We start from the raw sequence: 23,245 nt of genomic DNA on the forward strand, positions 1-23,245 counted from the left end.
GAGGGCTCTCTCCTCACGCGAGGACAGCGTGAATCGCGGAGATAGCTTGAGCCCCAACCCTTTTCCGCAAGCAGCGAGGGAGCGCCGCTTCATCGCACCTGCGCATCAATCCGATCGGCTCATGCGGCCGAGCTCTCGGTCGACAACAGGCCCGTGAAGAGAGGGCGCGCGTAGAGCCGAACCGCGTTCTCCGCGGTGACCCCCGGCGCCCAGCGCTCCAGCTCGGACGCGGCATTGACCATCGTCGACACGAGCTGCGCGGCAATGGAGGCGTCGAGCAGGCGAACCTCGCCCTGTTCCATTCCCTCGACGATGAATCGGCCGAAACGTTCGGTGAGACGGTTGAGTCCCGCCTGAGCATCCTTTCTCTGGCCGAGAGGCAGTGCACCCCAGGCGGTGATCCGCAACAGCGGTCCCTGATCGGACAGCTGGAAGCGGACGAGCTCGCGCGCGCTGGTGCAGAGGCGAGCCCAGCCGGATGGGCTGCGCTCGATGGCGAGCGACTGCATCCTGCGGACGACGTCAAAGGTGCGCTCGAAACAGGCGATGATCAATTCATCCTTGCTCGCGTAGTGATGATAGAACGATCCCTTGGTCAGGTTGAGGCTGCTTGCGATGTTCTCCAGCGATGCGCCGGGATAGCCCTGTTCGTTGACCATCATGGTGGCCGCGCGCAAAAACGCTTCGGGAACGACATCCCGTGCGGCCGCAGCCCGCGGCCAACCGAGCTCGGGCGCTCCGCCTTCGCACCAATATTTGGGTGACCGGGCAAGGCCATCGATCAGGATCGCCGACATCCTCTCGGCCGCGGGCCGATAGTCGGACGGCTCATAGCGCGAGATCCACGCCCGCATCATGTTGACGAGCGACAGCAGGAGGTGGGTCCGGGCATTTCGCGACATGCGATCTTCCGCGGACTCGCTCTCTGGAAGCAGCGAGCGCACGCTGCGGAACAGATCGTTGTAGGCGTCGAACACGCGACGCGCATGAACTCCGGTCAATGCCCGGATATCGTTGAAGAACACCAATTCGTCCCGCGTACCGGTGGCGATTTCCGCCAGCAGATCGGCGTAGCCGCATACGTAGCTGCGAATTCTGTCTTCCGGTCGGCTCTCCCGCGCCGCGTCGAGGACCACGTTCCTGGTCGTCTCGATCGCCGTGAGCAGACATGCCGCCGCAAGGTCTTCCTTGCGGCGATAGTAGTAGGTGATGCTGTGCGTCAGGAGACCGACGTCCCTGGCGATCTCGGCAAAGGTTGCGCCCTTCAAGCCATCGCGGTTGAACAGCCGCGCCGAGGTACCGATGATCGCCTCGCGGCGCTTTAGGTATTTCTGCGTGTACGGAGCCGGATCACTGCGCCGCGGCGACCTGCTTGACGGCATTATTGTGCGGCCATGTCGTGGAGGTGGCAGGCGACGGCCCTGCCGGCGCCGAGATCGCGCAACGCCGGATCCTCGTGCCGGCAGCGATCCATCACAAACGGACAGCGCGTGTGGAAGCGGCAGCCGGACGGAGGATTCGTGGCGCTCGGTACCTCGCCAGAGACCGGAATGCGTTTGCGGGCGGCCTCGATCACGGGATCGGCGACCGGCACGGCCGCAAGCAGTGCCTCGGTATAAGGATGAAGCGGCTTCCGATAGATCTCGTCCCGCGCGGCGATTTCGACGATGCGGCCCAGATACATGACGGCGATGCGGTCGCTGACGTGGCGGACCACGGCAAGGTCGTGGGCTATGAACAGATAGGCAATACCGAGCCGTTGCTGCAGTTCGACAAAGACGTTCACGACCTGCGCCTGGATCGACACGTCGAGCGCCGAGACCGGCTCGTCGCAGATGATGAGCGCGGGCTCGAGCGCGAGCGCGCGCGCAATGCCGATCCGCTGTCGCTGGCCGCCGGAGAATTCGTGCGGGAAGCGGTCGGCCATGTCGGGCAGCAGGCCGACCGTCCGCATCAACTGGGCGATCCGTTGATCGAAGGCGCGCCTGTCGCTTGCGAGGCCATGAACCTCGAGCGGTTCGCCGATGATATCGCGAACCTTCATGCGCGGATTGAGCGACCCGAACGGGTCCTGATAGACCATCTGCATGCGCCGGCGCAGCGGACGCAGGCTGGACTTGTCGAAATGGGTGATGTCCTGGCCTTCGAACTCGATGCGTCCTCCAGATGGCTCCAGCATCCGCAGGATCGCCAACCCCGTCGTCGACTTTCCGCAACCGCTCTCGCCGACAAGGCCGAGCGTTTCGCCGCGTTTCAAGTGGAAGGAAACGCCGTCGACGGCCTTGACCGTCGCCACCTGTTTCCGGAACACCGCTCCGTTGTGCACGGGAAAGTGCACCTGCAGATCATTGACGCGGAGGAGGACGTCGGCCTCAGACATGGGCGGGTGCCTCCAGCCAGCAGGCGGTTTGGTGTTGCGGTCCCGTCTCAGTAAGGGCTGGCCGCTCGCGGTGGCAGAGCTCCGTGGCCTGTCTGCAGCGCGGCGCGAACGCGCATCCCGCCGGCAGCCGGGCGAGGTTGGGTGGCTGTCCGTCGATCGGCACCAGGCGCTTGCTGGTGTCGCCGTCGAGCCGCGGCACCGATGCCATCAGGCCGCGCGTGTAGGGGTGACGGGGATTGGCATAGAGCTCGTGCGCAGGCGCCTGCTCCACCACGCGCCCGGCATACATCACGACGACCCTGTCCGCATAGCGCGCGACGACTCCGAGATCGTGCGTGATCAGGATCAGCGAGCAGCGAGAACCTTGCGCGAGGTCCTTCAGGAGATCGAGGATTTGCGCCTGAACGGTCACGTCCAGCGCAGTCGTCGGTTCGTCCGCGATGATCAGCCGTGGCTCGCAGGCCAGCGCCATCGCGATCATGGCGCGCTGGCGCATGCCGCCCGAGAATTGGTGCGGATAGGCACGGATCCGCGATTCCGTGTCCGACATCCGCACCCGGCCGAGCAGTTGCTTTGCCGTGCCAAGCGCCGCATCCCAGGGCTTGCGCCGATGCACATTGATCGGTTCGGCAACCTGCAATCCCACAGTAAGCACCGGGTTGAGCGAGCTCATCGGTTCCTGGAAGATCATGGCGATACGGTTGCCGCGTATCTCCATGATCTCGCGTTCGGAAAGTTTCGTGAGATCGGTGCCTTCGAACAGGATCTGGCCGCTTTCGATGCGGCCGGGCGGCGAGGGGATCAGGCGGAGGATCGACAGCGCCGTCACGCTCTTGCCTGAGCCTGACTCGCCGACGATCGCCACCGTCTCTCCCACGCCGACATCGAAGGAGACGTCATCGACGGCAGTCACCGCCCCCCGCCCGCGACCGAAGCGGGTCACGAGGTTGCGTACGCTCAGGAGCGGTTTGGCTGCCGTCGTCATTGCGAGGCTCATCGTTGCTAGAGCATATTCGGTTCTGATTGAATCAGAGCCGAAGCTCTGGATTCCTTGTTTTGACGCGTTTTCTTCACGCGAACCGTGTTCTGCTGTCATTCCGGGGCGATGCGAAGCATCGAACCCGGAATCTCGAGATTCCGGGTCTGGTCCTTCGGACCATCCCGGAATGACAGTGCTGTCTAATAACCAAGCTTCTTCTTCAAGTCCTGATCGATCCAGAGTCGAGCATGGATAGGACCGGGCCGTTCGGAGCCGACACGCAGTTCGCCGCCATAGTTCTTCACCCACGGCCACCAGGCCGTATAGAAGTAACCGACCGGCAGCCAGATATAGGGGGCCTTGTCCACGATCTCGCGCGTCAACGCCTTGATCATCTCCTGGCGCTTGGACTCGTCCCGCTCGAGGTAGACAGCGTTCATCTTCTTGTCGAACTCGGGATCGGAGTACTGCGACGGATTCCAGGTCTGCTTGGTGACGAAGCTCTTGCGGATCGACGTTGTGGGATTGGTGTGGCCGTTGAGCATGAAATAGCCGGCGGCGTTGGTCTTCGTGGTCATGGCGGAGAGGAAGGCGCCGTATTCCATCGGCTGGATCTCCAGCTTGACGCCTACTTTCTCCAGATAGGCCGCAACCAGCGGCAGCAGGTCCATGTGGTCCGGCGAGCAGGAGCAGACCTGGACCTTGAAGGAGAAGCCGTTGGGGTATCCGGCTTCCTTCAGCAAGGCCTTCGCCTTGTCAGGATTGTAGGTGAAGAGTTCCTTCACGCTGTCGGGCATGCTCTCCAGCGGCTCGTAATACCCGATATAGTCCGGGTGCATGGGATAGGCGAACAGTTCGGCATCGCCGTTATAGTAGGAAGCCACGATCTCCTTTTTGTTGACCGCCATGTTCAGCGCGCGCCGCACCCGGATATCGTCGAACGGCTTGGTGTCGACGCGCATGGCGAGGAAGGTGCCGCCGGTGCCGAGCGAACGTGACCACTGCAATTGCGGTGCGCTCTTCTTCAATTCGTCGACGGCGCTCCACCTGATCGCTTCGAGAAGGTCGAGCTTGGCGGTACGAAGCGCGGTGAGGAATGTGGCCTCATCCTTGATGGTGCGATAGACGATCTTGTCGACGAACGGCAGCTTGTATTCCTGGCCGCCGATCTTTTCCTTGTCCCAGTAGACCGGATTCTTCGAGAAGGTGACGGCGCTGCCCTGGACGTAGTCGGTCAGCATGAACGGGCCGGTGCCGTTGGCGTTCTTCCAGTTGCCCGCGCCGGCGTCGACCACCTCCTTCGGGACGATGCCGGAATAGTAGCCCCAGCCGAAACGGTAATCCCACTCGGCGTGATAGCTGTTGAAGGTGAAGACGACGGTGTGCGGGTCGGCCGCTTCGACCTTCTGCACGTGATCGAAATAGGTCGGGACCTTCTTCGGGCTCTTGTCCAGGCGGTAATAGCTTTGCACGACGTCGTCGGCGACGAACTCGCGTGAGGCCATCACCCCCTGCTTTTCGGGAAACATCACGCCCTTGCGGAGCTTGACCTCGACACGCAGCGGATTTTCCTTCCATTCCCAGCTTTCGGCGAGTTCACCCCTGATGGCGTCGCTCGGCAGCCAGGCATCCGGCACGAAGCTGTATTTGCCGCCGTTGCGCTTCGCCTTGGAGAGATCGCCGGCAAAGAGCTGTTCGTACATCAGCCCGGTGTCCTGCTGGAATTTCCAGGTCCAGTCGGCGGGGTCCCACGATAACGGCGACAGGGTCACATAGACCATGCCGATGTTGAGCGTGCCCCCCACTTGCGGCTTTTCGTCCGCCAGGGCAGGCGACTGCGACAGGCCAAGCGTGGCTGCGATTGCCAGGCTTCGCGCGAGGCTGCTGAATCTTGTCTCTCGATCCACGTTTCACTCCCTCCTCTTTGTTTGTTCTTGTATCGCCGCCGCGCTATCGCGATCCGCGCATGCGCGGGTCGAGCAGATCGCGCAGTGCATCGCCAAAGACGTTGGTGGCATAAACCACGACGGTCAGGCAGAGGCCGGGCGCCAGCGCCAGCCATGGACCCTGGAACATGTACGTCCGTCCGCTGCCCGACAGCAGTCCGCCCCAGGTCGGGGCCGGCGGCGGAACGCCGAGCCCGAGGAACGACAGTCCTGACTCGACGAGGATCACGGCGCCGACGCGGGTCGTGAACAGCACGATGATCGGCGGCATGATGTTGGGCAGGATATGCCGCCAAAGGATGCGGCTGGTGGAGGCGCCGATCGACTGGCTGGCGTGCACATACATATGCTCGCGCACGGAGACGACGGCGCCGCGTATGATGCGCGAGCCGGCGATGCCGAAGGCAAGGCTCAGGACGCCGATGATCTGCGGCATGCCCGGACCGACCACGGACACGACGGCGATCAGGATCACGAGCTCGGGAAACGACATATAGGCGTCGACAAACCGCTGCGTGATCAGATCGAAGCGGCCGCCGATATAGCCGGTCAACGCACCGATCAGCACCGAGATGACGGTTGCGAGAAACGCCGCCGAAAAGCCGATGATCACCGAAAGGCGGGCGCCATACAGACAGCGCGAGAACAGGTCCCGCCCGAGATTGTCGGTGCCGAACAGATGTGCCCATGACGGCGCCTTCAGCCGCTGTATCGGATTGATCTCGTTGAAGCCATAGGGCGCCAGCACATCCGCAAAGAGCCCGGCAAAGACGAAGATCAGGAACAGGACTCCGGCCGCTGCGCCAAACGGCTTCTCGCGGAACAGCCGGCCAAGGAACTGCAGCGCCGGGTGTCGTCTTTCCTCCTGGTCCAGGGCGGCATTGGCCTGCTCGATCGCGGTCATCGGGTCCTCACGCGGGGATCGAGCAGGCCATAGCTGAGATCGACCATGAGATTGATGAGCATCACCGCAAGTCCCACCGTCAGGAACACGCCGGTGATGATGGGGTAGTCGCGCTGATTCACGGCGTCGAGCAGCAGCAGTCCCATGCCGGGGATGACGAAGATCTGCTCGATGATGATGGCGCCGCCGATCAGCAAGGGGGCCTGCAGACCCACCAGCGTGACCACCGGGATGAGCGCGTTGCGCAGCGCGTGCCGCATGATGACGAGCCCTTGATTGAGGCCCTTGGCGCGGGCGGTGCGGATATAGTCCTGGCGCAGCACCTCCAGCATCATGGTGCGCGTCATGCGCATCGTGATCGCCGACAGGCTCGCGCCGAGAACGATGGCTGGCACGATCATCTGCTTGAGGTTCTGGATCGGGTCGTCGCCGAATTTCACGTAGTTCACTTCGGGCGACCAGCCCCACCAGATCGACGGGAATACCATCACCATGGTGCCCATCCAGAAGCTCGGCACGGCCAAGAGAAGAATCGAAAAGGAGCGCGCGACGAAATCTCCGACCGTGTCCTGCCGGACGGCGGAGTAGACGCCGATCGGAAGCGCGATCACGAGACCCACCGCCAGCGCGATGAGACCGAGCTCGAAGGTGACAGGCAGGCGCTGCAGCACGAGCTCGAGGACCGGGGTCGATTGCCACAGCGACCGGCCGAAATCGCCGCGCAAGATGCCGGCGATCCAGATCAGGTATTGCTCGGCCATCGGCTTGTCGAGACCGAGCGCCTGAACGAGCTGCTCGCGGCTCAGCTTGTCGGCCGCCAGATCGTTCTGGCTCAGCATCATGTCGATCACGTCGCCCGGAATCATCCGCACCGTGGCGAACACGATCAGACTGGCAAACAGCAGCGTAGGGATCAGCGCCAGCAGCCGGCGCACAATGTAGCCGTACAAGGGCCTACCCGCGGCCGGTAGCAGCCGTCGAGCATGCCGGAAGTTCGAAACCAGTGTTGGCCAGCTTCATTCTGCAGTCCTCCCTCTTGCAATCGGTCTATTGCCGATTTTTCGTGAGGAGAAATTCGCCGCTCAATTTCGCGCTGCAACGCGGCAATTTCGAGCGTTTCCCCTATTGTTTGTAGATCGTATCATCCGACAGCGCGCTTGCAACTACCGCGCAGATGCGGCGACCGCTCCCAAGCGCGTTGGCAACTACCATACTCGCTTTTTGAAAATTCAGATGCGGCTCGTGGCCGCAGTGGACTCGAACCGGACGCACCTGTCCTGTGCACGGAATCCGATCTGATCGGATCATGCCGTTAGACGAAATATCGCTGCGGCTACTCCGCGGCTTCCGCGCCGCGCGGCTCGTCCTTCCGCTCGAATGGCGACTGCAGCACGAGCATCGTCTGCGGCGGCCGGGCGATCTGGATGTTGAGTTCGTGGAAGCGTTTCTTCATGCGCCGGTAGAATTCACGCTGCACCGGCCAGCGTCCGGAGTCCGTGCACTGGATCTGGCCGACGATGGTCGTCATCGTGGCATCGACCTTGTCGACACCCCAGAGATCGAGATCGCCGCGGATCATGTGCTGGAACGCGGGATCCTTGCGCAGTTCGGCGCCGATCTCTTTCAGCACGGCGCCGACGCGATCGGGATCTTCCCTGTAGTCCACGTTGACACTGACCGAGGCATTGCCGATGCCGCGGTTGGTGTTGGTGACCGATGTCACCGAGCTGAACGGCACGATGTGGACGGAGCCGTCGCCGGCCCTGAGCCGTATCGTGCGGATCGAGAGGTTCTCGACCACGCCGGTCAATCCGGAAACCGTGACGGTGTCGCCGACCTGCATCGCGTTCTCGAGCAACAGGAACAGCCCGGTGATGACGTCCTGCACCAGCTTCTGCGATCCGAAGCCGATGGCGATGCCGACGATGCCGGCGCCGGCGAGCAGCGGCGCGATGTTGACGCCGAGCTGGCTCAGCGCCGTCAGCGCGACCACGGTGAGGATGACCGACAGCAGGGTCGTGCGCAGCATCGGCAGGAAGGTGCGCAGCCGCGCGGCGCGGGCATAGCGCCCTTCGCGCGAAAGCTGCAGCAGATGCTGGTCGACCGCGGCGTTCACGGCCTCCCAGATCGCAAGCGCCACCACGCCGGCGACGCCGACCGTGATCAGCGCCGACAGCAGGCGTCCGCCGATATGGTCGCTGGAGAACCATTCCGCCGCATCCAGGCCCCAGACCTCGAGCAGCGCGATCACGGTGATGACCCCGATCACGCCCGAGACGATGCCGCGCAATGCCGGGAAATAGCGGTTGGCGCGCGCTTCGAGGCCCGGAAACTGGCGGGTGAATTCCGGGCTGATGCGGAACACGCGGTCGAGCGCCGCCATCATCGCGATCGACGCCAGCCGCGCGATCAAGAGCACCGCGATGCTGGCGACGAAATAGCGGAACAAGAGCGTGTAGCCGTTCTGCACCCGCAGCGCCCACACCGTCCACAGCGCGAGGTCGAGGACGATGGCGAGGATATGCCAGACATCGGCGAACCGGTTGCGCATCATCACAAGCGGGCCGCGTGAGCCTTCCGGTGCCCGGATCCAGTCGGCGACGCTGCGGCGGCATTGCAGGATGATGACAACCACGAACAGGTGCACCACCAGCATCAGGAGCCGGATCACGGCGTGATAGGCCGGCCGGTACAGGCCGAGCAGCAGTGCGATGTTGGCGAAGGCGACGCCGAACACGGTGACGGCGACGATGCGCCGCCACCAGATGTCGAGATAGGCGGCGGCTTCATCGCGGATGATGAACAGGCTGGGCTGGCTGGAGGCCGGCGAGATCACCGCCGCGGTGACGGCAAGGATGCTGCGGTAGATCACGTAGGCATTGACCATCGCCAGGATGACGACGCGTGGCGTCGGCGCGCGGCCGATGTCGGTTGCCAGCAGGAGATTGCCGATCGCCGCAAAGCAGATCACGGGCACTAGGTCCAGGAACAGCCGCGCCAGTGCGAAGGGAAACCGCATCGCGAGCTGCCAGGCATAAGTCAGCGTCGCATGCCAGCGTCGGACCGGTTGCGTTTCGGTGGCCGCAGTCGCATCCCGCACGGTATCGGCGTGCCGTGCCCGCAGCGGAACATAGCGGTCGATGGCGGCAAGCGGACGGCGGATGGCGCGGCGGATGATCCATTCCGCCAGGAAAGCGCAGGCGATGACGAGCACGAGCCGCCAGGCCGTGTCGAGCAGCATCTGCTGCATGTACGGATTGGTCGTGAGATTGACCAGCCAGCGCCAGATCATCGGAAAATCGGACACGGTCTGTGCCGCGGTGGCGAGCTGGTCCGAGACATCGCCGAACCAGTCCGAGACTTCGGCAAGAAGCTGCACGCCGAGATTATCGGCGAACGCCGGCGACGAAGCGGCCGGAGCGCCCGGCTGTGCCGGCGCACCGGAGGACGATGCTTTGGCGATGGTCTGCAGCGTCTGGATTAGTTGCGCCCGCTTCTGGTCGTCCTGCAGGATGTCCAGCGTTGCTTGCGCCTGCGCTGCCGCTGTCGGAGGCGGGGGAGGCGGCGGCGACGTGTTCGGGAGCATCATCTGCGATCGCGCAGGCGAGATCAGCAGCAGGCAGGTAAGCGCAATCGTGATGAATCGGAGATATTTGCTCGGCATGAAAACGCAGCGATCATGAGGGGTGACGGGAATCGCGTGTATTTAACGCCGGTACGGCCATAGTTTGGCGCGCCTGTGACAGACAGCGCACTGCCTGCCAACGCATCAGCCGGAAGATGTTCCAATACCTTACGAAAATGCCGCCGCCGGGGAGCCTGCCTTAAATCGTTCCGAGCGTGGTTCCGTAAGTTACGCCTTTTTCCTTCAGCCAGCGCCGGTAAACCACCGAGGAGGCGTCCGCCCGGGTCGGGATTTCCGCGCGCGGTTCCAGCGGCAGCAGCCGCGGGCGCTGGTTCTCCAGGATGATGCGGTCCTGCAGGAAGATCATCTGCTGGAATTGCACGAGATCGGCGAGTTCGGAGGTGTCGTCGATCAGGAACATCACCGGATGGGCGCGGCAATGGTCCGGGTCGAGCGGCTGCACGAACAGGCAGATCACATCCCAGCGATCGGCGGCATTCGGGCAGGTCTTGTAGAGCAGCGTCGCGAAGGGCGCCGCGACTCGGTACATATATTGGGTGACGATGCCGTCCTTCGCCGACAGCGCCGCCTGCGGCTGGAAGAATTCGCAGTCGGTGGCCCAGACCTCGTCGACATCGCGGCGGATCTCGGTGGTGTAGTGGCGCACCTTCGTGTGCGGCTCGGCGCCGAGGATATCGGTGTGGACGAACGGGAAATGTGCCATATCGAGAAAGTTCTCGACGATGCGCAGGCCCGAGGAGCGCACCGACACCGCGCCGCAGACCACATGCCGCCGGTCCGCCTCGTCGGCTTCAGGGATCGGCAGCACGTCGCGACCAGGCTTTCCCAGCGTGGTCCAGAGATAGCCGTAGCGCTCGCGCACCGGCAGCGGATCGTCGTGGTCTTCGGACGAGACGATGATCGCTCCATTGGCATCGCGGCACGTGACCAGTTCAACGCCGAGCAGGCGGTTGCGCCGGGGTGACTGTGGAATGTCGGTGAGCGCATCCAGCACGTACCACTGGTTCAGCGTGCCGGGGTCGATGGTCCCATTCATGGTGCAAGCTCCGCTTCGTTGCGGTCAGCCTATTGCTGGTAGATTCGTTGCATGATCTTCGCGTGATCCGCAAGCGAAGCCTCGACATCGTGATGCACGAATTCGCCGCGGCGGATGATGTTGCGGCCGTTGATGAAGGAATAGTCCACCTTGAACGGGCCGCACATGATCATCGCCGCCAGCGGATCTCGCTGGGTGCCGGAGAGCCCGAGCTGGTTCAGCCTGATGGCGATGAAGTCCGCGCTCATGCCGGGCGCGAGATAGCCGATATCGTCGCGGCCGAGCAGCCTGGCGCCGCCGCGCGTCGCCATATCGAGCGCCTCGCGCGCCGATAGCGCCTTCGGGCTGCCGCCGAACCCGCCGCGGCCGCCCGGCGCCTCGGAGAGATAGCGGTGCGGCGCCACCCGCTGCAGCATTTGCGCCAGCCGCGCCTCGAGGAACAGGTTCGAGGTGTCATTGGAGGCCGAGCCGTCGACGCCAAGCCCGCAGGTGACGCCGGCGTCGCGCATCTCGCGGATTTTTGCAATCCCCTGGCCACAGCGCATGTTGGCGGACGGACAATGCACCATGCCGGTGCCGGTCTCCGCAAAGGTCTCGATCTCGCTGGAGTCGAGGAAGATCGCGTGTGCGAACCACACGTCAGGCCCGAGCCAGTCGACCGAGCCCGCGAACTCCACCGGCCGCATGCCGTAGATGTCGCGGCAATAGACCTCTTCGTCGAGGTCTTCGGCGAGATGGGCGTGCAGATGCACGGCCTTGTGGCTGCGCGCAAGCTGGGCGGCTTCCTTCATCAGCCCTGGGGTGACGGAGAAAGGCGAGCAGGGCGCGAGCACGATCCGGCTCATCGCGTGACGGCTGGGATCATGGTAGGTCTGGATCAGCCGTTCGGCGTCCTTGAGGATGTCCTCTTCCTTCTCGACGCAATTGTCCGGCGGCAGCCCGCCCTGGCTTTTGCCGCGGGACATCGCGCCGCGCGCGGCGTGGAAGCGCAGGCCCAGCTCCTGCGCCGCCTGGATCGTGCTGTCGAGCCGCACATTGTTGGGCTGGATGTAGAGATGGTCGGAGCTTGTCGTGCAGCCCGAGGCGATCAGTTCGGCCATCGCGACGCGGGCGGAGACATGGATCGCCTCGTCGTCGAGCTTTGCCCAGATCGGATAGAGCGTGGTCAGCCAGACGAACAGTTCGTCGTCCTGCACCATCACGCGCGTCAGGTTCTGGTACATGTGATGATGGGTGTTGACCATGCCCGGCATCACCAGATGGCCGGATAGATCGAGCACGTCGTCGGCGGCAAGATGCGCAAGCTCCGCATTGCTGCCGACCGCCTCGATCACATTGTCGCGGACCAACAGCGCACCGCCCTTGATCTCGCGATTGGCATCGTCGAAGGTCGCGAGATGATCGATGTTCTTTACGAGCAGCGTCGACATGGGCTCACCGCAGGTCACGATAATAGGGGATGCCGAGCGCGGCAGGCGCAGCCATCGCCTGGCGCATGCGGTGCCAGGCGACCACGGGAACGACGATGAAGGCGATGGTGCCGAGATAAGGCAACATCGACAGCACCGGCGCGGCGATCGGCCAGTTGCGCGCCTGCCCGACGAAACCGAGCGAGGTGATGACGCCGAACAGGAGCGCCGCCAGCACCGCATTGAGCGGGCGATAGCCGGCGAAGATCACCAGCGCCACCGCGATCCAGCCGCGCCCGGCGACGACGCCCTCCGACCATGACGGCACGAAGGCCAGCGTGAGATAGGCGCCGGCGCCGGCGGCGAGCGCCGCACCCGCGGTGACATACCAGAAGCGGATCCGCTGCACGTCGATGCCGGCGGCGTCCGCCGCGGCCGGATTCTCGCCGACCGCGCGCAGGTTGAGGCCGTGCCGGGTGCGGAACATCAGGACATGCAGCATCACCGGCAGGATGACGTAGATCAGGTAGACCAGCACGTTTTGCGTGAACAGCACCTGGCCGATCAGCGGGATCGAGCTGAGATAGGGGATCTCTAGGCCGGTGAACGTCGCCGGCGCCGGGATTCCGGAATAGGCCTTGCCGATAGTCGCGGCAAAGCCCGTGCCCATCAAGGTCAATGCCAGGCCGCACAACACCTGGTTGGCGCGCAGATAGACCGTGATCGCGGCAAACACCATGCCGACCGACAGACCCACCGCGAGCGCCAGCGCAAAGCCCGCGATCGGGCTTTTGGTCGTGACGACGGCGACGATTCCGGATATCGCACCAAGCGCCATCAATCCTTCCACGCCAAGATTGACCACGCCGACGCGCTCGGCCAGCACCTCGCCGAGCGCGGCCAGCGCCAGCACGCCGCCGGCAAGCAGCGACGTGTGCAGGATGCCCGCGATCAAATCCATCTTCAGGCCTCGGCCGGTTTGCTGCTGACGATGCGGAAATGGGCGAGCTCGTCGCCGATCGCCGTGAAGAACAGGATTAATCCGGTGATCGCGAGCACGGTAGATGTATTGACGCCCTGGGTCTGCAGGATGATGCCGGAGTTGAGGATCACAGCCATCAGCGCCGCACCGGCGATCACGCCGATGCAGGAGCCGCGCGCGAGCACCGCGACCATGATGCCGAGATAGCCGAAATTATTGGAGATGCCGCCCTGCAGGCGATGCACGGTGCCGGCGACCTCGAGCATGCCGGCGATGCCGGCGATGGCGCCCGACAGCAGCATCACCACGATCAGGTGGCGACGGAACGGCATGCCGGCATATTTGGCGGCCTGCGGGTTGGAGCCCGCGATCCGTACCTCATAGCCCCAGCGCGTGAAGCTGAAGGCCGCGGCCGTGATCACGGCCAAGAGCATCGCGATCGGAAAGCCCCAATGCACCATGCCGATGAATTCGGGGATGTCGTGCTTCAGCCGCGCGGTGGTGCCGAGCGCATGCCCGCCGGGATCGAGCCACGGGCCGGTCGCGACATAGTAGACCAGCAGCGTGGCGACGAAGTTGAGCAGCAGCGTGGTGATGAGCTCGCTGACATCGGCATAAGCCCGCGCAAGCGTCGGCACCAGGATCCAGACCAGCCCGCCGAGCGCGCCGGCCACGAACATCAGCGGCAGCATCACGATGGCAGGACCAGGGATGAACAGCGCCACGCCGGTCGCCGCGAAGGCGCCGGCATAGAACTGTCCTTCGGCGCCGATATTCCAGGCGCCGATGCGAAGCGCGACGGCCACGGAAAGGCCGGTGAGGATCAGCGGCGTCACCAGCAGACCCACATCCTCCAGGCCAAAACCCGAGCCGAAGGTCGATTTCAACACCTGCTGCGCCAGCTTGAGCGGCTGTGCGCCGCCGGCCGCGAGCAACAGCCCGGCGGTGACGAGCGCGAGCAGGATCGCGATCGCACGCGCCGCAAGCGCGATGGCGGGCGAGGCCGATGGCAGGCGTTGCACGCGGATCGCCATCGTCAATGCACCATCGCAGCCGCGCGCGCCGGCGAGGTCGCGCGCTGGCCGCCCATCATCAGGCCGATCCGCTCGATATCGGCGCCCGCGGTATCGACGATCCCCATGATCTCGCCATGGAACATCACCGCGATGCGGTCGGAGAGATTGAATAGTTCCTCGAGCTCTTCCGAGATCACGACGATGCCGACCCCGGCGTCGCGCAGCTCGACGAAATAGCGCATCATGGTGTTGATGGCGCCGACGTCGAGGCCGCGGCTCGGATAGGCGGCGACGAGCAGTTTGGTCGCGATCCGCATCTCGCGCCGCGCCACGAAGCGCTGCTGATTGCCGCCCGAGAGATTGCGGATCGGCATCGAATAGTTCGGCACCATCACGGAGGCAGCTTCCGCGATCTTGCGCGCCAGCGCCGCCGCGGCGCGCGGCCGGTACCACGGCCCGAGCGAGACCGGCGGGCGGTCATATTCACGGATCACCGCGTTGTCGGTGACGCTGAGCGCGGGCGCAAGTCCGCTGCGCAGCCGGTCTTCCGGGATATGGCCGACGCCGAAATCGGCAAAGTCGGCGGCACCAGAAGCCGAGACGTCGCGCCCGCCAAGCATGATCTGTCCCGAGCTGGCCACGCGCATCCCGGTCAGCAGCTCACTCAACTCTTTCTGCCCGTTGCCGGCGACCCCTGCGATACCGAGAATCTCCCCGCCTGCGATATCGAGCGAGATGTTGTTGAGAACGGCATGGCCCGAGCCATCGCGCACCGTCACCTCGCGCAGGCCGACGACCGGCTCGTTCGACCTTGCGACCGCGTTCGGCCCTCGCGCGCGGAGGTCGTCGAGGACGATCTCGTGCCCCACCATCAGTTTCGCCAGCATTGTCTCGCTGCAGGCGCTGGTCGGTTCGGTCGCGACCTTGTGGCCGCCGCGCAACACGGTGATGCGGTCGGAGATTTCCAGCACCTCGTCCAGCTTGTGGCTGATGAAGATCACGGCGTTGCCGCGGGCGACAAATTCCTTCAGCGCCTTGAACAGTTCGCGCGCCTCCGATGGCGTCAGCACCGCGGTCGGCTCGTCGAGGATCAACACGCGTGCCTTGCGCGCCAGCACGCGCAGGATCTCGACCCGCTGCTGCTCGCCGGTCGAGAGTTCGTCGACGCGCGCACCCGGGCGAACCGCGAGATTGAGCGAAGCCGAAAGCTGTGCGGTGCGCGCCTCCAGTTCCTGCGGGCTGATCCGGCGCGGCGTTTCCGACCATCCGAGATGGATGTTCTCGGCGACGGTGAAGGCACGCACCAATTTGAAATGCTGGTGCACCATGCCGATGCCGGCCGCGATCGCCTCCACCGGCGAGGCGAAGCTCTTCAGGTAGCCGTCGATGATGATCTCGCCGGCATCGGGCTGGTAGATGCCGGTCAGGATGTTCATCAAGGTGGATTTCCCGGCGCCGTTCTCGCCCAGGAGGGCGTGGATCTCACCGGGCCAAACTTCGAGATCCACATCCTGGTTGGCAACGACGCCGGGAAAATACTTGGCGATGCCCCGGAGCTGCACCAGCGGCGGCGTGCCGGGGGCAGGCCGGGGTCGCGCGGTCACCTCAGGCATCGCCATCGCGGTCAGCTTCAGAGCCCGGAGATGCCGGCGATCGGCCAATCCCAGTTGTAGAGCTCGGTCTCGGTCATGCGATGGCCGCTCGCGACCTTCACATTGCCCTTGGCATCCTTGATCTCGCCGACGAAGGGCGACCAGCCGCCGAGGATCTTTTCGCGCACGGCGTCGGCCTGCTTGCGGACATCCTCGGGCACGCTCTCGCCCCAGGCATCGCGATCGATGCCGGCGCCCATCGGCAGGATGGTGGTGGAGGGCGTCCAGGTGCCTTCGAGCCGCTTCTTCACCTCGCCGACATAGTATTGCTTGAAGTCGACGATGATCGAGCTGATGTAGGCCTTGGGCCCGTAGCGGCGGATATCCGTGTTCCACATCACCGCCTTGGCGCCGCGCTTCTCGGCGACCTGCAGATAGCCGGCTTCGTCCATGATGCCGAACAGGAGATCGCAGCCATTGTCGAGCAGCGCCGTGCCGGCTTGGGTGGCGGCCTGCGGATCGAACCAGGAATTGATGGTGATGACCTGCATGGTGGCGTTCGGATTGACCGAGCGCGCGCCCATCAGGAACGCGTTGGTGCCGGAGAACACTGACGGCACCGGAAACGATGCGACATAGCCGAGCTTGCCGTTCTTGCTCATCAACCCGGCGGCGACGCCCGTGACGTAGGTCGGGTACCAGTGCGCGACATAATAGGTGCCGAGATTATCGAGCGGGTTGCGGCCGTCGCATTCGTAGAACGCGACCTTCGGCGAGCGCTTCGCGACGTCGTAGAGGAAGTCGCCATAGTTCGAGGTCGCGAACACCATGCAGGCATTTTCCGAAACAAATTGCCGGAAGGTGCGGGTCGCGTCGGCGGAATAGGGAATGCTCTCAACGAACACGGTCTTGATTTGCGGGAATGCCGCCTTCACGGCTTTCATGCCCTGGTCGTGACTCCAGGTCCAGCCTTCGTCGGTCACCGGCCCGGTGTGGCCGAAGGCGATGACCGCGTCCTTCTCGGCGATCGTCGGCAGCGGTGCCGCGGCGTGTGCGGAGCGCATCAAGGCCGGCGGCAGCAGGAGCGAGGAGCCGGCGGCGGCGCCGAGATTCAGGAAGCGCCGGCGGGACAGATGGCGGAGGTCTGACATGGTTGAGCTAAGCCTCGTGTTGGAGCCCGTGTTCTCTTGCGGATGGTCGCCGTGGCCAAGAACCAGCCGGAAACTCCGGGCAAAGCCGATCGCTGACACAGCGTGTCGGCGCTCGGTTACCGAATAATCTCCGTAGCAAGGTCCATGCCGCAGCCCGCGCATCGGCGGCATCACCGGCCCATCCCGCACGCTTGCGCACATTCAGCCTGTCCGTCGCTGGCTGTTTCGCATAGGCGCTTTTTTTCGATTGCAGTGATCGATCCAGCGCAACAACGTTCGGCAACGATGCCTTAAAAAACAAGCAGATCGCTGCTTCGCTGCTCAAACGATATGCATGGGCAATCTTTCCGCTTGCCCTGATCGCGGCGCGCTCGAATAAATCGAAACGCGGGGATTTGAGCGCATGCAGGGAGCAACCGTCATCGTCTTCACTGGACAGTTTCACGTCGAGAGTTTCGTCGAGTTCGTCAATCACCGCGCGCGGCGGTTGCAGCTCGAAGCAATGATCGAGACGGCGACGCCTGACTGCATCGAGGTGGCGGTTTCGGGACAGCCAGCGCTGGTCGACGCGTTCGAGATGGCGTGCAGCCTCGGGCCGATCGACTGCCTGGTGCGGGATGTCAGGCGGAAAAATGCCTAGAGCATGATCCGGAAAAGTGGAAACCGGTTTTCCCTCGCGACAAACGCGAAGCGTTTGCGCGGAGATCATGCTCAAACAAAGAGATGAGATCATGATCCGATTCCATCAAATCGGATCATGATCTCGGCGTAAGTCTTGCACCGCGTTGCGGGTTGTCGTGATGGAGATGGGCTGATGGAAACAGGCTGGTATCCGGTCGCGCTGGCGGAGGGGCTGGAGCGCGGCACGTCCACCGGTACGCGGCTGTTCGGCCGCGAACTCGTGGTGTGGCGCGACAGCGCAGGCGCCTCCCATGTCTGGGAAGACCGCTGCCCGCATCGCGGCATGCGCTTGAGTTTCGGGTTCGTGCGCGACAATCATATCGCCTGCCTCTATCACGGCTGGCAGTACGACACCGCGGCGCAGTGCCGTTACATTCCGGCGCATCCCGATCTCGCCGTGCCCGGCACGATCCGCGTTGCCACCTATCCTTCGATCGAGCGGCTTGGCATCGTCTGGGCGTGGAACGAACTCGACAGCGCCGCGCCGCAAGAGATCGAGCTTGCCGAGCGCGCTGCGGTCACGCCGGTGCGCAGCCTCTATGTCGATGCTTCGGCGGCCAAGGTCTTCGACGCGCTCGTCCTGGCCGAATGCCCGCCGCTGAAGAACGCCGGCGGGGCGACGCAGCGGTCGCGCACGGATGCGCTGGTCTCGTTCAAGAACGGCACTGATGAGATCCTCGTCGCGGTGCAACCGCTGTCCGACGTGGAAGCCGCGCTGCATATCGTCATCGCGGGATCGCCCGACATCCATGGCAGTGACAGCCAGAAGCGTGTTTCCGCCTGGGGCGAAGCTTTGCGGCGGGATGTCGAAGGAACACCGCAGGCCCGCGAACTCCGCCACGAGGTGGCGCCGTGAGCGGGATTACTCTCTACGACTTCGAACTCGACGAGAATTGCTACAAGGTGCGGCTGCTCCTCTCCATCCTCGGACTGTCCTATCGCAAGGTCGCGGTCAACATGGTGCCGGGCCGTGAACATCTCGGACCTGTCCTGATGGCGCTCAATCCGCGCGGCAGCCTGCCGATCCTCACTGATGGCGCCGTGGTGTTGAGCGAAGCGGAAGCGATCATGACCTATCTCGCCCGTGCCTATGACGCGGGTAACACATGGTTGCCACCAGCGCCGAAGGATCACGGCGCGGTGACCATGTGGCTGCAATTTGCGATCCGCGATCTCCATGCCGCCTTCTTCGCGCGGCGGCTGGCGATGTTTGACGAAACCGGCGATGAAGTGGCCCTGAGCCTTGCCGCGCGCCGCGCTTTCCGCCTGATGGAGGATCACATGACGGCACGTGAATTTGATCGCGCCGCCTGGTTCGTCGGCGACAATCCGTCGCTTGCGGATCTCGCGCTGTTCCCGGCAATCGCGCTGAGCCGCGATTTCGGTATCGAACATGAGGCCTATCCGGCACTGCGGCGCTGGATGCGCCGCGTGCGGACGATTCCGGGATTCGTGACCATGCCGGGTATTCCCGACTATTATTGAGGCCGATTGCGCAACGCCCAATGTAAGAGGCCGCCATGACCAGGCTCACCCGCTTCTCCATCCAGCCGCTCCACACCATGACCCGTCGTCTCGCCGACGTCGCCTCGGGCCGCGCGGCGCCCGACCTCGTCATCACGGGCGCGCGCGTGCTCTCGACCTATTCGGAACGGATCATCGATAACAGGGAGATCTGGATCGCAGGCGGGCGCATCGCCGCGGTGAAGCCGGCCGGCGCGCACAGGGCTGCCGGCGGCGACGCTGCGATCAAGGACGTCGCCGGCGGCATCATCGCGCCGGGGCTGGTCGATCCGCACATCCATATCGAATCCTCGATGGTGACGGCCTGCGCCTATGCGGAAGCGGCGCTGCTCAACGGTACCACGACGATCTTCTGCGACAGCCACGAGATCGGCAACGTCATGGATGTCGCCGGCGTCGAGGCGATGCTGGAGGATGCGCGCGAGGCGCCGCTGTCGATCTTCCTGACCGTCCCGAGCACGGTGCCGGCGACCTCGCCGGAGCTTGAGACCGCTGGCGGCGATCTCACCGCGGAGAAGATCGCCGGCCTGTTCGATCGCTGGCCGGAGGCGGTGGCGCTCGGCGAGAAGATGGATTTCGTCCCCGTCACGCTCGGCGACGAGCGCAGCCACGCCATTCTTGCCGCGGCGCTCAAGCGCGGGCGGCCGGTGTCGGGCCACGTCTATGGCCGCGAATTCGTCGCCGCCTATGCGGCGAGCGGCGTCACCGATACGCATGAGGCGATCGACCGCGATATCGCAGATGATCTGCTCGAGGCCGGCATCTGGCTGTTCCTGCGCGGCGGTCCGCCGACCACGCCCTGGCATTCGCTGCCGCAGGCGATCCGCACCATCACCGAGCTCGGCGCCTCGCATAAGCGCGTTGCCGTCTGCACCGACGATCGCGACGCCGATGATCTCCTCCAGTTTGGTCTCGACTGGGTGGTGCGCGAGGCGGTCAAGGCCGGCATGTCGCCGGAACAGGCCTGGTCGATGGGTTCGCTGCACGGCGCCACGCGTTTCGGTGCGGAAGGTGAGATCGGCGGCCTCGGCGGCGGACGGCGCGCCGACCTGGTGCTGCTCGATGATGCGCTGAAGCCGCAATCGACCTGGTATGGCGGCGAATGCGTGGTCGAGAACCGCAGGATCACGCCCTTGCTCGATGCTGCACTGTCGAAGCGCTACCGCTATCCGCAGGCCGCTTATTCGACGGTGAAGCTGCCGGAGCAAGTGAAGCTGACGCCGGCATTGCCGACCGAAGCCTGCACCGTCAATGCCATCAGGACCGCGCTGCCCGGCATCACCTTGATCCATGACCGCGTCGCCATCGAGCCGGCCAACGACTGGGAGCCGTTGTTCGAGCGCTACGGCCTCTGTTTCGTTACCGTGGTGGAGCGCCACGGCAAGTCGGCAGGCAACGTCGCCCATGGCCTGCTGAAGGATTTCGGCCTCAAGCACGGCGCGGTGGCCTCCAGCGTGGGGCATGACAGCCACAACATCATCATTGCCGGCACCAATGAAGATGACATGCAGGTCGCGCTCGCCGCGGTCAAGGATCATCAGGGCGGCGTCTGCGTCGTCGCCGACGGCAAGGTGACGGCGATGGTGCCGCTGCCGATCGCGGGCCTACTCTCCGACAAGCGCGTGACCGAGGTCGCGGAGGAAGTGCAGAAATTGAAGGTGGCATGGCAGGAAGCCGGCTGCACCATTCCCTATATGGGCTTCAACCTGATCCCGCTGTCGGTGATTCCCGAAATCCGCATCACCGACAAGGGCCTGGTGCTGGTGCCGGAGATGCGGCTCGCGCCGCTGTTCGAGTAGCAGATGGACCCACACCGGCTCGGCCTGATCTCGACGCGCCTGCATTATTTCCAGCTCGTCGCCCAGCTCGGCTCGATTCGCCAGGCCGCGCGCGTGCTCAACGTCGCGCCGTCCTCGATCAGCCGCGTGATCGGCCAGCTCGAGGACGAGCTGAAAACGCCGCTGTTCGAGCGCATCCGCCAGCGGCTGAAGCTCACCAGCGCCGGCGAGATCCTGCTCTACCGCACGCGCGCCAGCCAGGGCGAGATGACGCGCGCCTATACCGAAATCAACGACCTGCAAGGCCTTCGGCGCGGCACGGTGACCGTGGCTGTCGTGGAAAGCATCGCGCGCGGGCTCTTGCTCGACGTGATGTCGGCGTTCTGGGAGAGTTATCCCGCGATCACCGTCGACATCAAGGTGATGGGATCGGAGCATGCGTTCGACGCGGTGGCCGACGGCGAATGCGACATCGGCATCGCCTTCGACATCAAGACGCCGCGGAATGCGCAGCGGCTTGCCGGCACCGTGCTGAACATGGGGGCGCTGATGCATCCCGGGCACCGGCTCGCCGGCCGCGGCGAATTACGGCTGTTCGATCTCGCCGGCGAGCGCGTGGTGCTGTCGGACGCCAGCCTCTCGCTCGGGGCCTCGATCGAGGAGGCGCTGAACGGCTCATCGATCGATTTCGGGCGGCGGGCGCTGACCAATTCGATCACGGTCATGGCCGATCTCGCCATGCGCGGCAACAGCGTCGCGCTGCAGACGCGAATCGGCGTCCAGCGCGAGATCAGGAGCGGCGCGCTGGTGTTCGTGCCGCTGCGCGATCCCAAATTGCGGCCGCGCAAGCTCGTGCTGCTGTCGCGCACCAAGTCGGGCATGTCGGAAGCAGCGTCGAGCCTCGCCACCATGCTGACGCGGGCGATCGAGGGCTTGTCCGGCGGGTAAGACTGTTGCGCTGGACGCATCATGCTGGTGAGAAATCAGGGCCTATTCAGAACACCTCATGCTTTGCCAACTTGACCAAAAAGGAAATTGCATGAAGCCATCTGCCGTCGACGCCGTGATCTCCGGCTTGAAGAAAGCAGGCGTCAGCATCGTCTGCTATCTGCCGGATTCTCTCTTCAAGGAACTCTATCCGGCGCTCGACGCCGATCCTGATATCCGCACCATCCGCGTCACCAACGAAGGCGAGGGCGCTGCGATCTGCGGCGGCGTGTTCCTGTCGGGCAAGCGCGCGGCGCTGGTGATGGAGAATTCGGGCTTGCGCGCCTCCGTCGAGCCGTTGGCGCGGATGGGGTTAGGGGCCGGCATCCCCGTGGTGATGCTGATGAGCTATCGCGGCGAGCTCGGCGAGAACAATTGGTGGGCGATCCCGCACGGCATCACCATGGAGCCGGTGCTGAACGCGCTGCGCATTCCCTATCGCATCGTCACCGAGGAGGAGAAGATCGAGCGCGCCATCACCGATGCGTTCAGTTGGTCCTACTCGGCCTATTATCACTCGGCGGTTGCGCTCGGCGGGAGCGTGGTGCGATGAAGCGGTTCGACTGCATGAAGGCGCTGGCGCTTAGGCTCTCCGACGAACTCGTGATCCTCTCGCTCGGCGCCAGCGTCGACGAATGGTACAATGCCGCCCCGCATATGCGCGAGGCCAGCCTGTTCCAGCAGCAGCTCGGCTGCGTTAGCGCGCAGGCGTTCGGCTTGGCCGCAGGCCTGCCGCATCGGCGCATCGTTTCGCTCGATACTGACGGCGGCATGATGTTCAACCTCGGCATCCTCGCCACCATCGGCAACGAGCAGCCGAACAACCTCTTCATCGTGGTCTGGGACAATGAGTGCTACCAGTCGATCGGCGGCCCGCCGACGCACACCGCGAGCGGCCGCGTCGACATCGCCGCGATCGCACGCGGCGCCGGCGTGACGCGCGCCTATACCGCACGCACGGTCGAGGAATTCGACAAGCACTGTGCGGAAGGCTTGGCAGCACGGGAGCCGTACCTGATCGTGGCAAAGGTCTCCGGCACGGTGCAGCCCGACATCAAGCGCAAGCACAGCGACGGCCGCGAGGACAAATACATCTTCGTCCGCCACGTCGAGCGCACCGAGAACATCGTCATCATGGGCCCGAGCGAGCATAACTGACGCATGATGACATCAGCGCCACAATGGAGCTGCGCCCCCTCTCCCGCTGCGCTTCGCGCCGCGACCTCTCCCGCAA

General features: G+C 64.4%; 20 protein-coding genes. 7 read left to right on the forward strand and 13 right to left on the reverse strand.

What is annotated here, in order from left to right:
* Positions 1–119: 119 nt before the first annotated feature.
* The 13 genes from I6F35_RS21085 to I6F35_RS21145 form a co-directional block, all read right to left on the reverse strand.
* A complete protein-coding gene (locus I6F35_RS21085) occupies positions 120–1,382 on the reverse strand; it encodes a TetR/AcrR family transcriptional regulator (RefSeq protein ID WP_225119592.1) in 1,263 nt (420 codons plus the stop codon).
* Positions 1,382–2,380: a dipeptide ABC transporter ATP-binding protein gene (locus I6F35_RS21090; RefSeq protein ID WP_225119593.1), complete on the reverse strand. Its 999-nt coding sequence runs from the start codon at positions 2,378–2,380 to the stop codon at positions 1,382–1,384. The genes I6F35_RS21085 and I6F35_RS21090 overlap by 1 nt, the downstream gene beginning before the upstream one ends.
* Positions 2,373–3,365 (reverse strand): ABC transporter ATP-binding protein, encoded by a 993-nt coding sequence (locus I6F35_RS21095; protein WP_225119594.1) that lies wholly within the window; start codon positions 3,363–3,365, stop codon positions 2,373–2,375. The genes I6F35_RS21090 and I6F35_RS21095 overlap by 8 nt, the downstream gene beginning before the upstream one ends.
* Positions 3,366–3,559: 194 nt before the next feature.
* Positions 3,560–5,266 (reverse strand): ABC transporter substrate-binding protein, encoded by a 1,707-nt coding sequence (locus tag I6F35_RS21100; protein ID WP_225119595.1) that lies wholly within the window; start codon positions 5,264–5,266, stop codon positions 3,560–3,562.
* Between the two features lie 43 nt (positions 5,267–5,309).
* Positions 5,310–6,209 (reverse strand): ABC transporter permease, encoded by a 900-nt coding sequence (locus tag I6F35_RS21105; protein WP_225119596.1) that lies wholly within the window; start codon positions 6,207–6,209, stop codon positions 5,310–5,312.
* On the reverse strand, positions 6,206–7,159 hold the full coding sequence (locus I6F35_RS21110) for an ABC transporter permease (protein WP_225119597.1): 954 nt from the start codon (positions 7,157–7,159) through the stop codon (positions 6,206–6,208). The genes I6F35_RS21105 and I6F35_RS21110 overlap by 4 nt, the downstream gene beginning before the upstream one ends.
* A 383-nt stretch (positions 7,160–7,542) precedes the next feature.
* On the reverse strand, positions 7,543–9,873 hold the full coding sequence (locus I6F35_RS21115; protein ID WP_225119598.1) for a mechanosensitive ion channel domain-containing protein: 2,331 nt from the start codon (positions 9,871–9,873) through the stop codon (positions 7,543–7,545).
* Positions 9,874–10,033: 160 nt separating this feature from the next.
* Positions 10,034–10,891: an aromatic ring-hydroxylating dioxygenase subunit alpha gene (locus I6F35_RS21120; RefSeq protein WP_225119599.1), complete on the reverse strand. Its 858-nt coding sequence runs from the start codon at positions 10,889–10,891 to the stop codon at positions 10,034–10,036.
* A 29-nt stretch (positions 10,892–10,920) separates the two neighbouring features.
* Entirely contained in the window at positions 10,921–12,321 is a 1,401-nt protein-coding gene (locus I6F35_RS21125; protein ID WP_225119600.1) for an 8-oxoguanine deaminase, read from the reverse strand.
* A 4-nt stretch (positions 12,322–12,325) separates the two neighbouring features.
* Positions 12,326–13,261: an ABC transporter permease gene (locus I6F35_RS21130; RefSeq protein WP_225119601.1), complete on the reverse strand. Its 936-nt coding sequence runs from the start codon at positions 13,259–13,261 to the stop codon at positions 12,326–12,328.
* A gap of 2 nt (positions 13,262–13,263) precedes the next feature.
* The gene (locus I6F35_RS21135) at positions 13,264–14,316 is read right to left on the reverse strand and encodes an ABC transporter permease (RefSeq protein WP_225119699.1); all 1,053 of its coding nucleotides are present in this window, start codon (positions 14,314–14,316) and stop codon (positions 13,264–13,266) included.
* A 2-nt stretch (positions 14,317–14,318) separates the two neighbouring features.
* Positions 14,319–15,902 (reverse strand): ABC transporter ATP-binding protein, encoded by a 1,584-nt coding sequence (locus tag I6F35_RS21140; protein ID WP_225119602.1) that lies wholly within the window; start codon positions 15,900–15,902, stop codon positions 14,319–14,321.
* A 26-nt stretch (positions 15,903–15,928) separates the two neighbouring features.
* Complete coding sequence (locus I6F35_RS21145; protein WP_225119603.1) at positions 15,929–17,041, reverse strand: BMP family ABC transporter substrate-binding protein; 1,113 nt, start codon at positions 17,039–17,041, stop codon at positions 15,929–15,931.
* A 403-nt stretch (positions 17,042–17,444) separates the two neighbouring features.
* On the opposite strand from I6F35_RS21145, the gene I6F35_RS21150 reads away from it, so the two are divergent.
* From I6F35_RS21150 to I6F35_RS21180, 7 genes are all read left to right on the forward strand, one after another.
* The gene (locus tag I6F35_RS21150) at positions 17,445–17,681 is read left to right on the forward strand and encodes a hypothetical protein (protein WP_225119604.1); all 237 of its coding nucleotides are present in this window, start codon (positions 17,445–17,447) and stop codon (positions 17,679–17,681) included.
* Between the two features lie 174 nt (positions 17,682–17,855).
* Positions 17,856–18,578, forward strand: a complete 723-nt coding sequence (locus I6F35_RS21155; protein WP_225119605.1) for a Rieske 2Fe-2S domain-containing protein — start codon at positions 17,856–17,858, stop codon at positions 18,576–18,578.
* The gene (locus I6F35_RS21160) at positions 18,575–19,207 is read left to right on the forward strand and encodes a glutathione S-transferase family protein (RefSeq protein ID WP_225119606.1); all 633 of its coding nucleotides are present in this window, start codon (positions 18,575–18,577) and stop codon (positions 19,205–19,207) included. The genes I6F35_RS21155 and I6F35_RS21160 overlap by 4 nt, the downstream gene beginning before the upstream one ends.
* A 35-nt stretch (positions 19,208–19,242) precedes the next feature.
* Positions 19,243–21,045 (forward strand): adenine deaminase C-terminal domain-containing protein, encoded by a 1,803-nt coding sequence (locus tag I6F35_RS21165; RefSeq protein ID WP_225119607.1) that lies wholly within the window; start codon positions 19,243–19,245, stop codon positions 21,043–21,045.
* Positions 21,046–21,048: 3 nt separating this feature from the next.
* Positions 21,049–21,972, forward strand: coding sequence for a LysR family transcriptional regulator (locus I6F35_RS21170; RefSeq protein ID WP_225119608.1), 924 nt, complete (start codon positions 21,049–21,051; stop codon positions 21,970–21,972).
* Positions 21,973–22,063: 91 nt separating this feature from the next.
* Positions 22,064–22,564: a thiamine pyrophosphate-binding protein gene (locus I6F35_RS21175; protein WP_225119609.1), complete on the forward strand. Its 501-nt coding sequence runs from the start codon at positions 22,064–22,066 to the stop codon at positions 22,562–22,564.
* Positions 22,561–23,169 carry a thiamine pyrophosphate-dependent enzyme gene (locus tag I6F35_RS21180; protein ID WP_225119610.1) on the forward strand — a complete coding sequence of 203 codons (609 nt, stop codon included), beginning with the start codon at positions 22,561–22,563 and terminating at the stop codon, positions 23,167–23,169. The genes I6F35_RS21175 and I6F35_RS21180 overlap by 4 nt, the downstream gene beginning before the upstream one ends.
* The last annotated feature ends 76 nt before the right edge of the window (positions 23,170–23,245 follow it).

The organism is Bradyrhizobium sp. BRP22, from assembly GCF_020194175.1.
GTDB lineage: Bacteria > Pseudomonadota > Alphaproteobacteria > Rhizobiales > Xanthobacteraceae > Bradyrhizobium.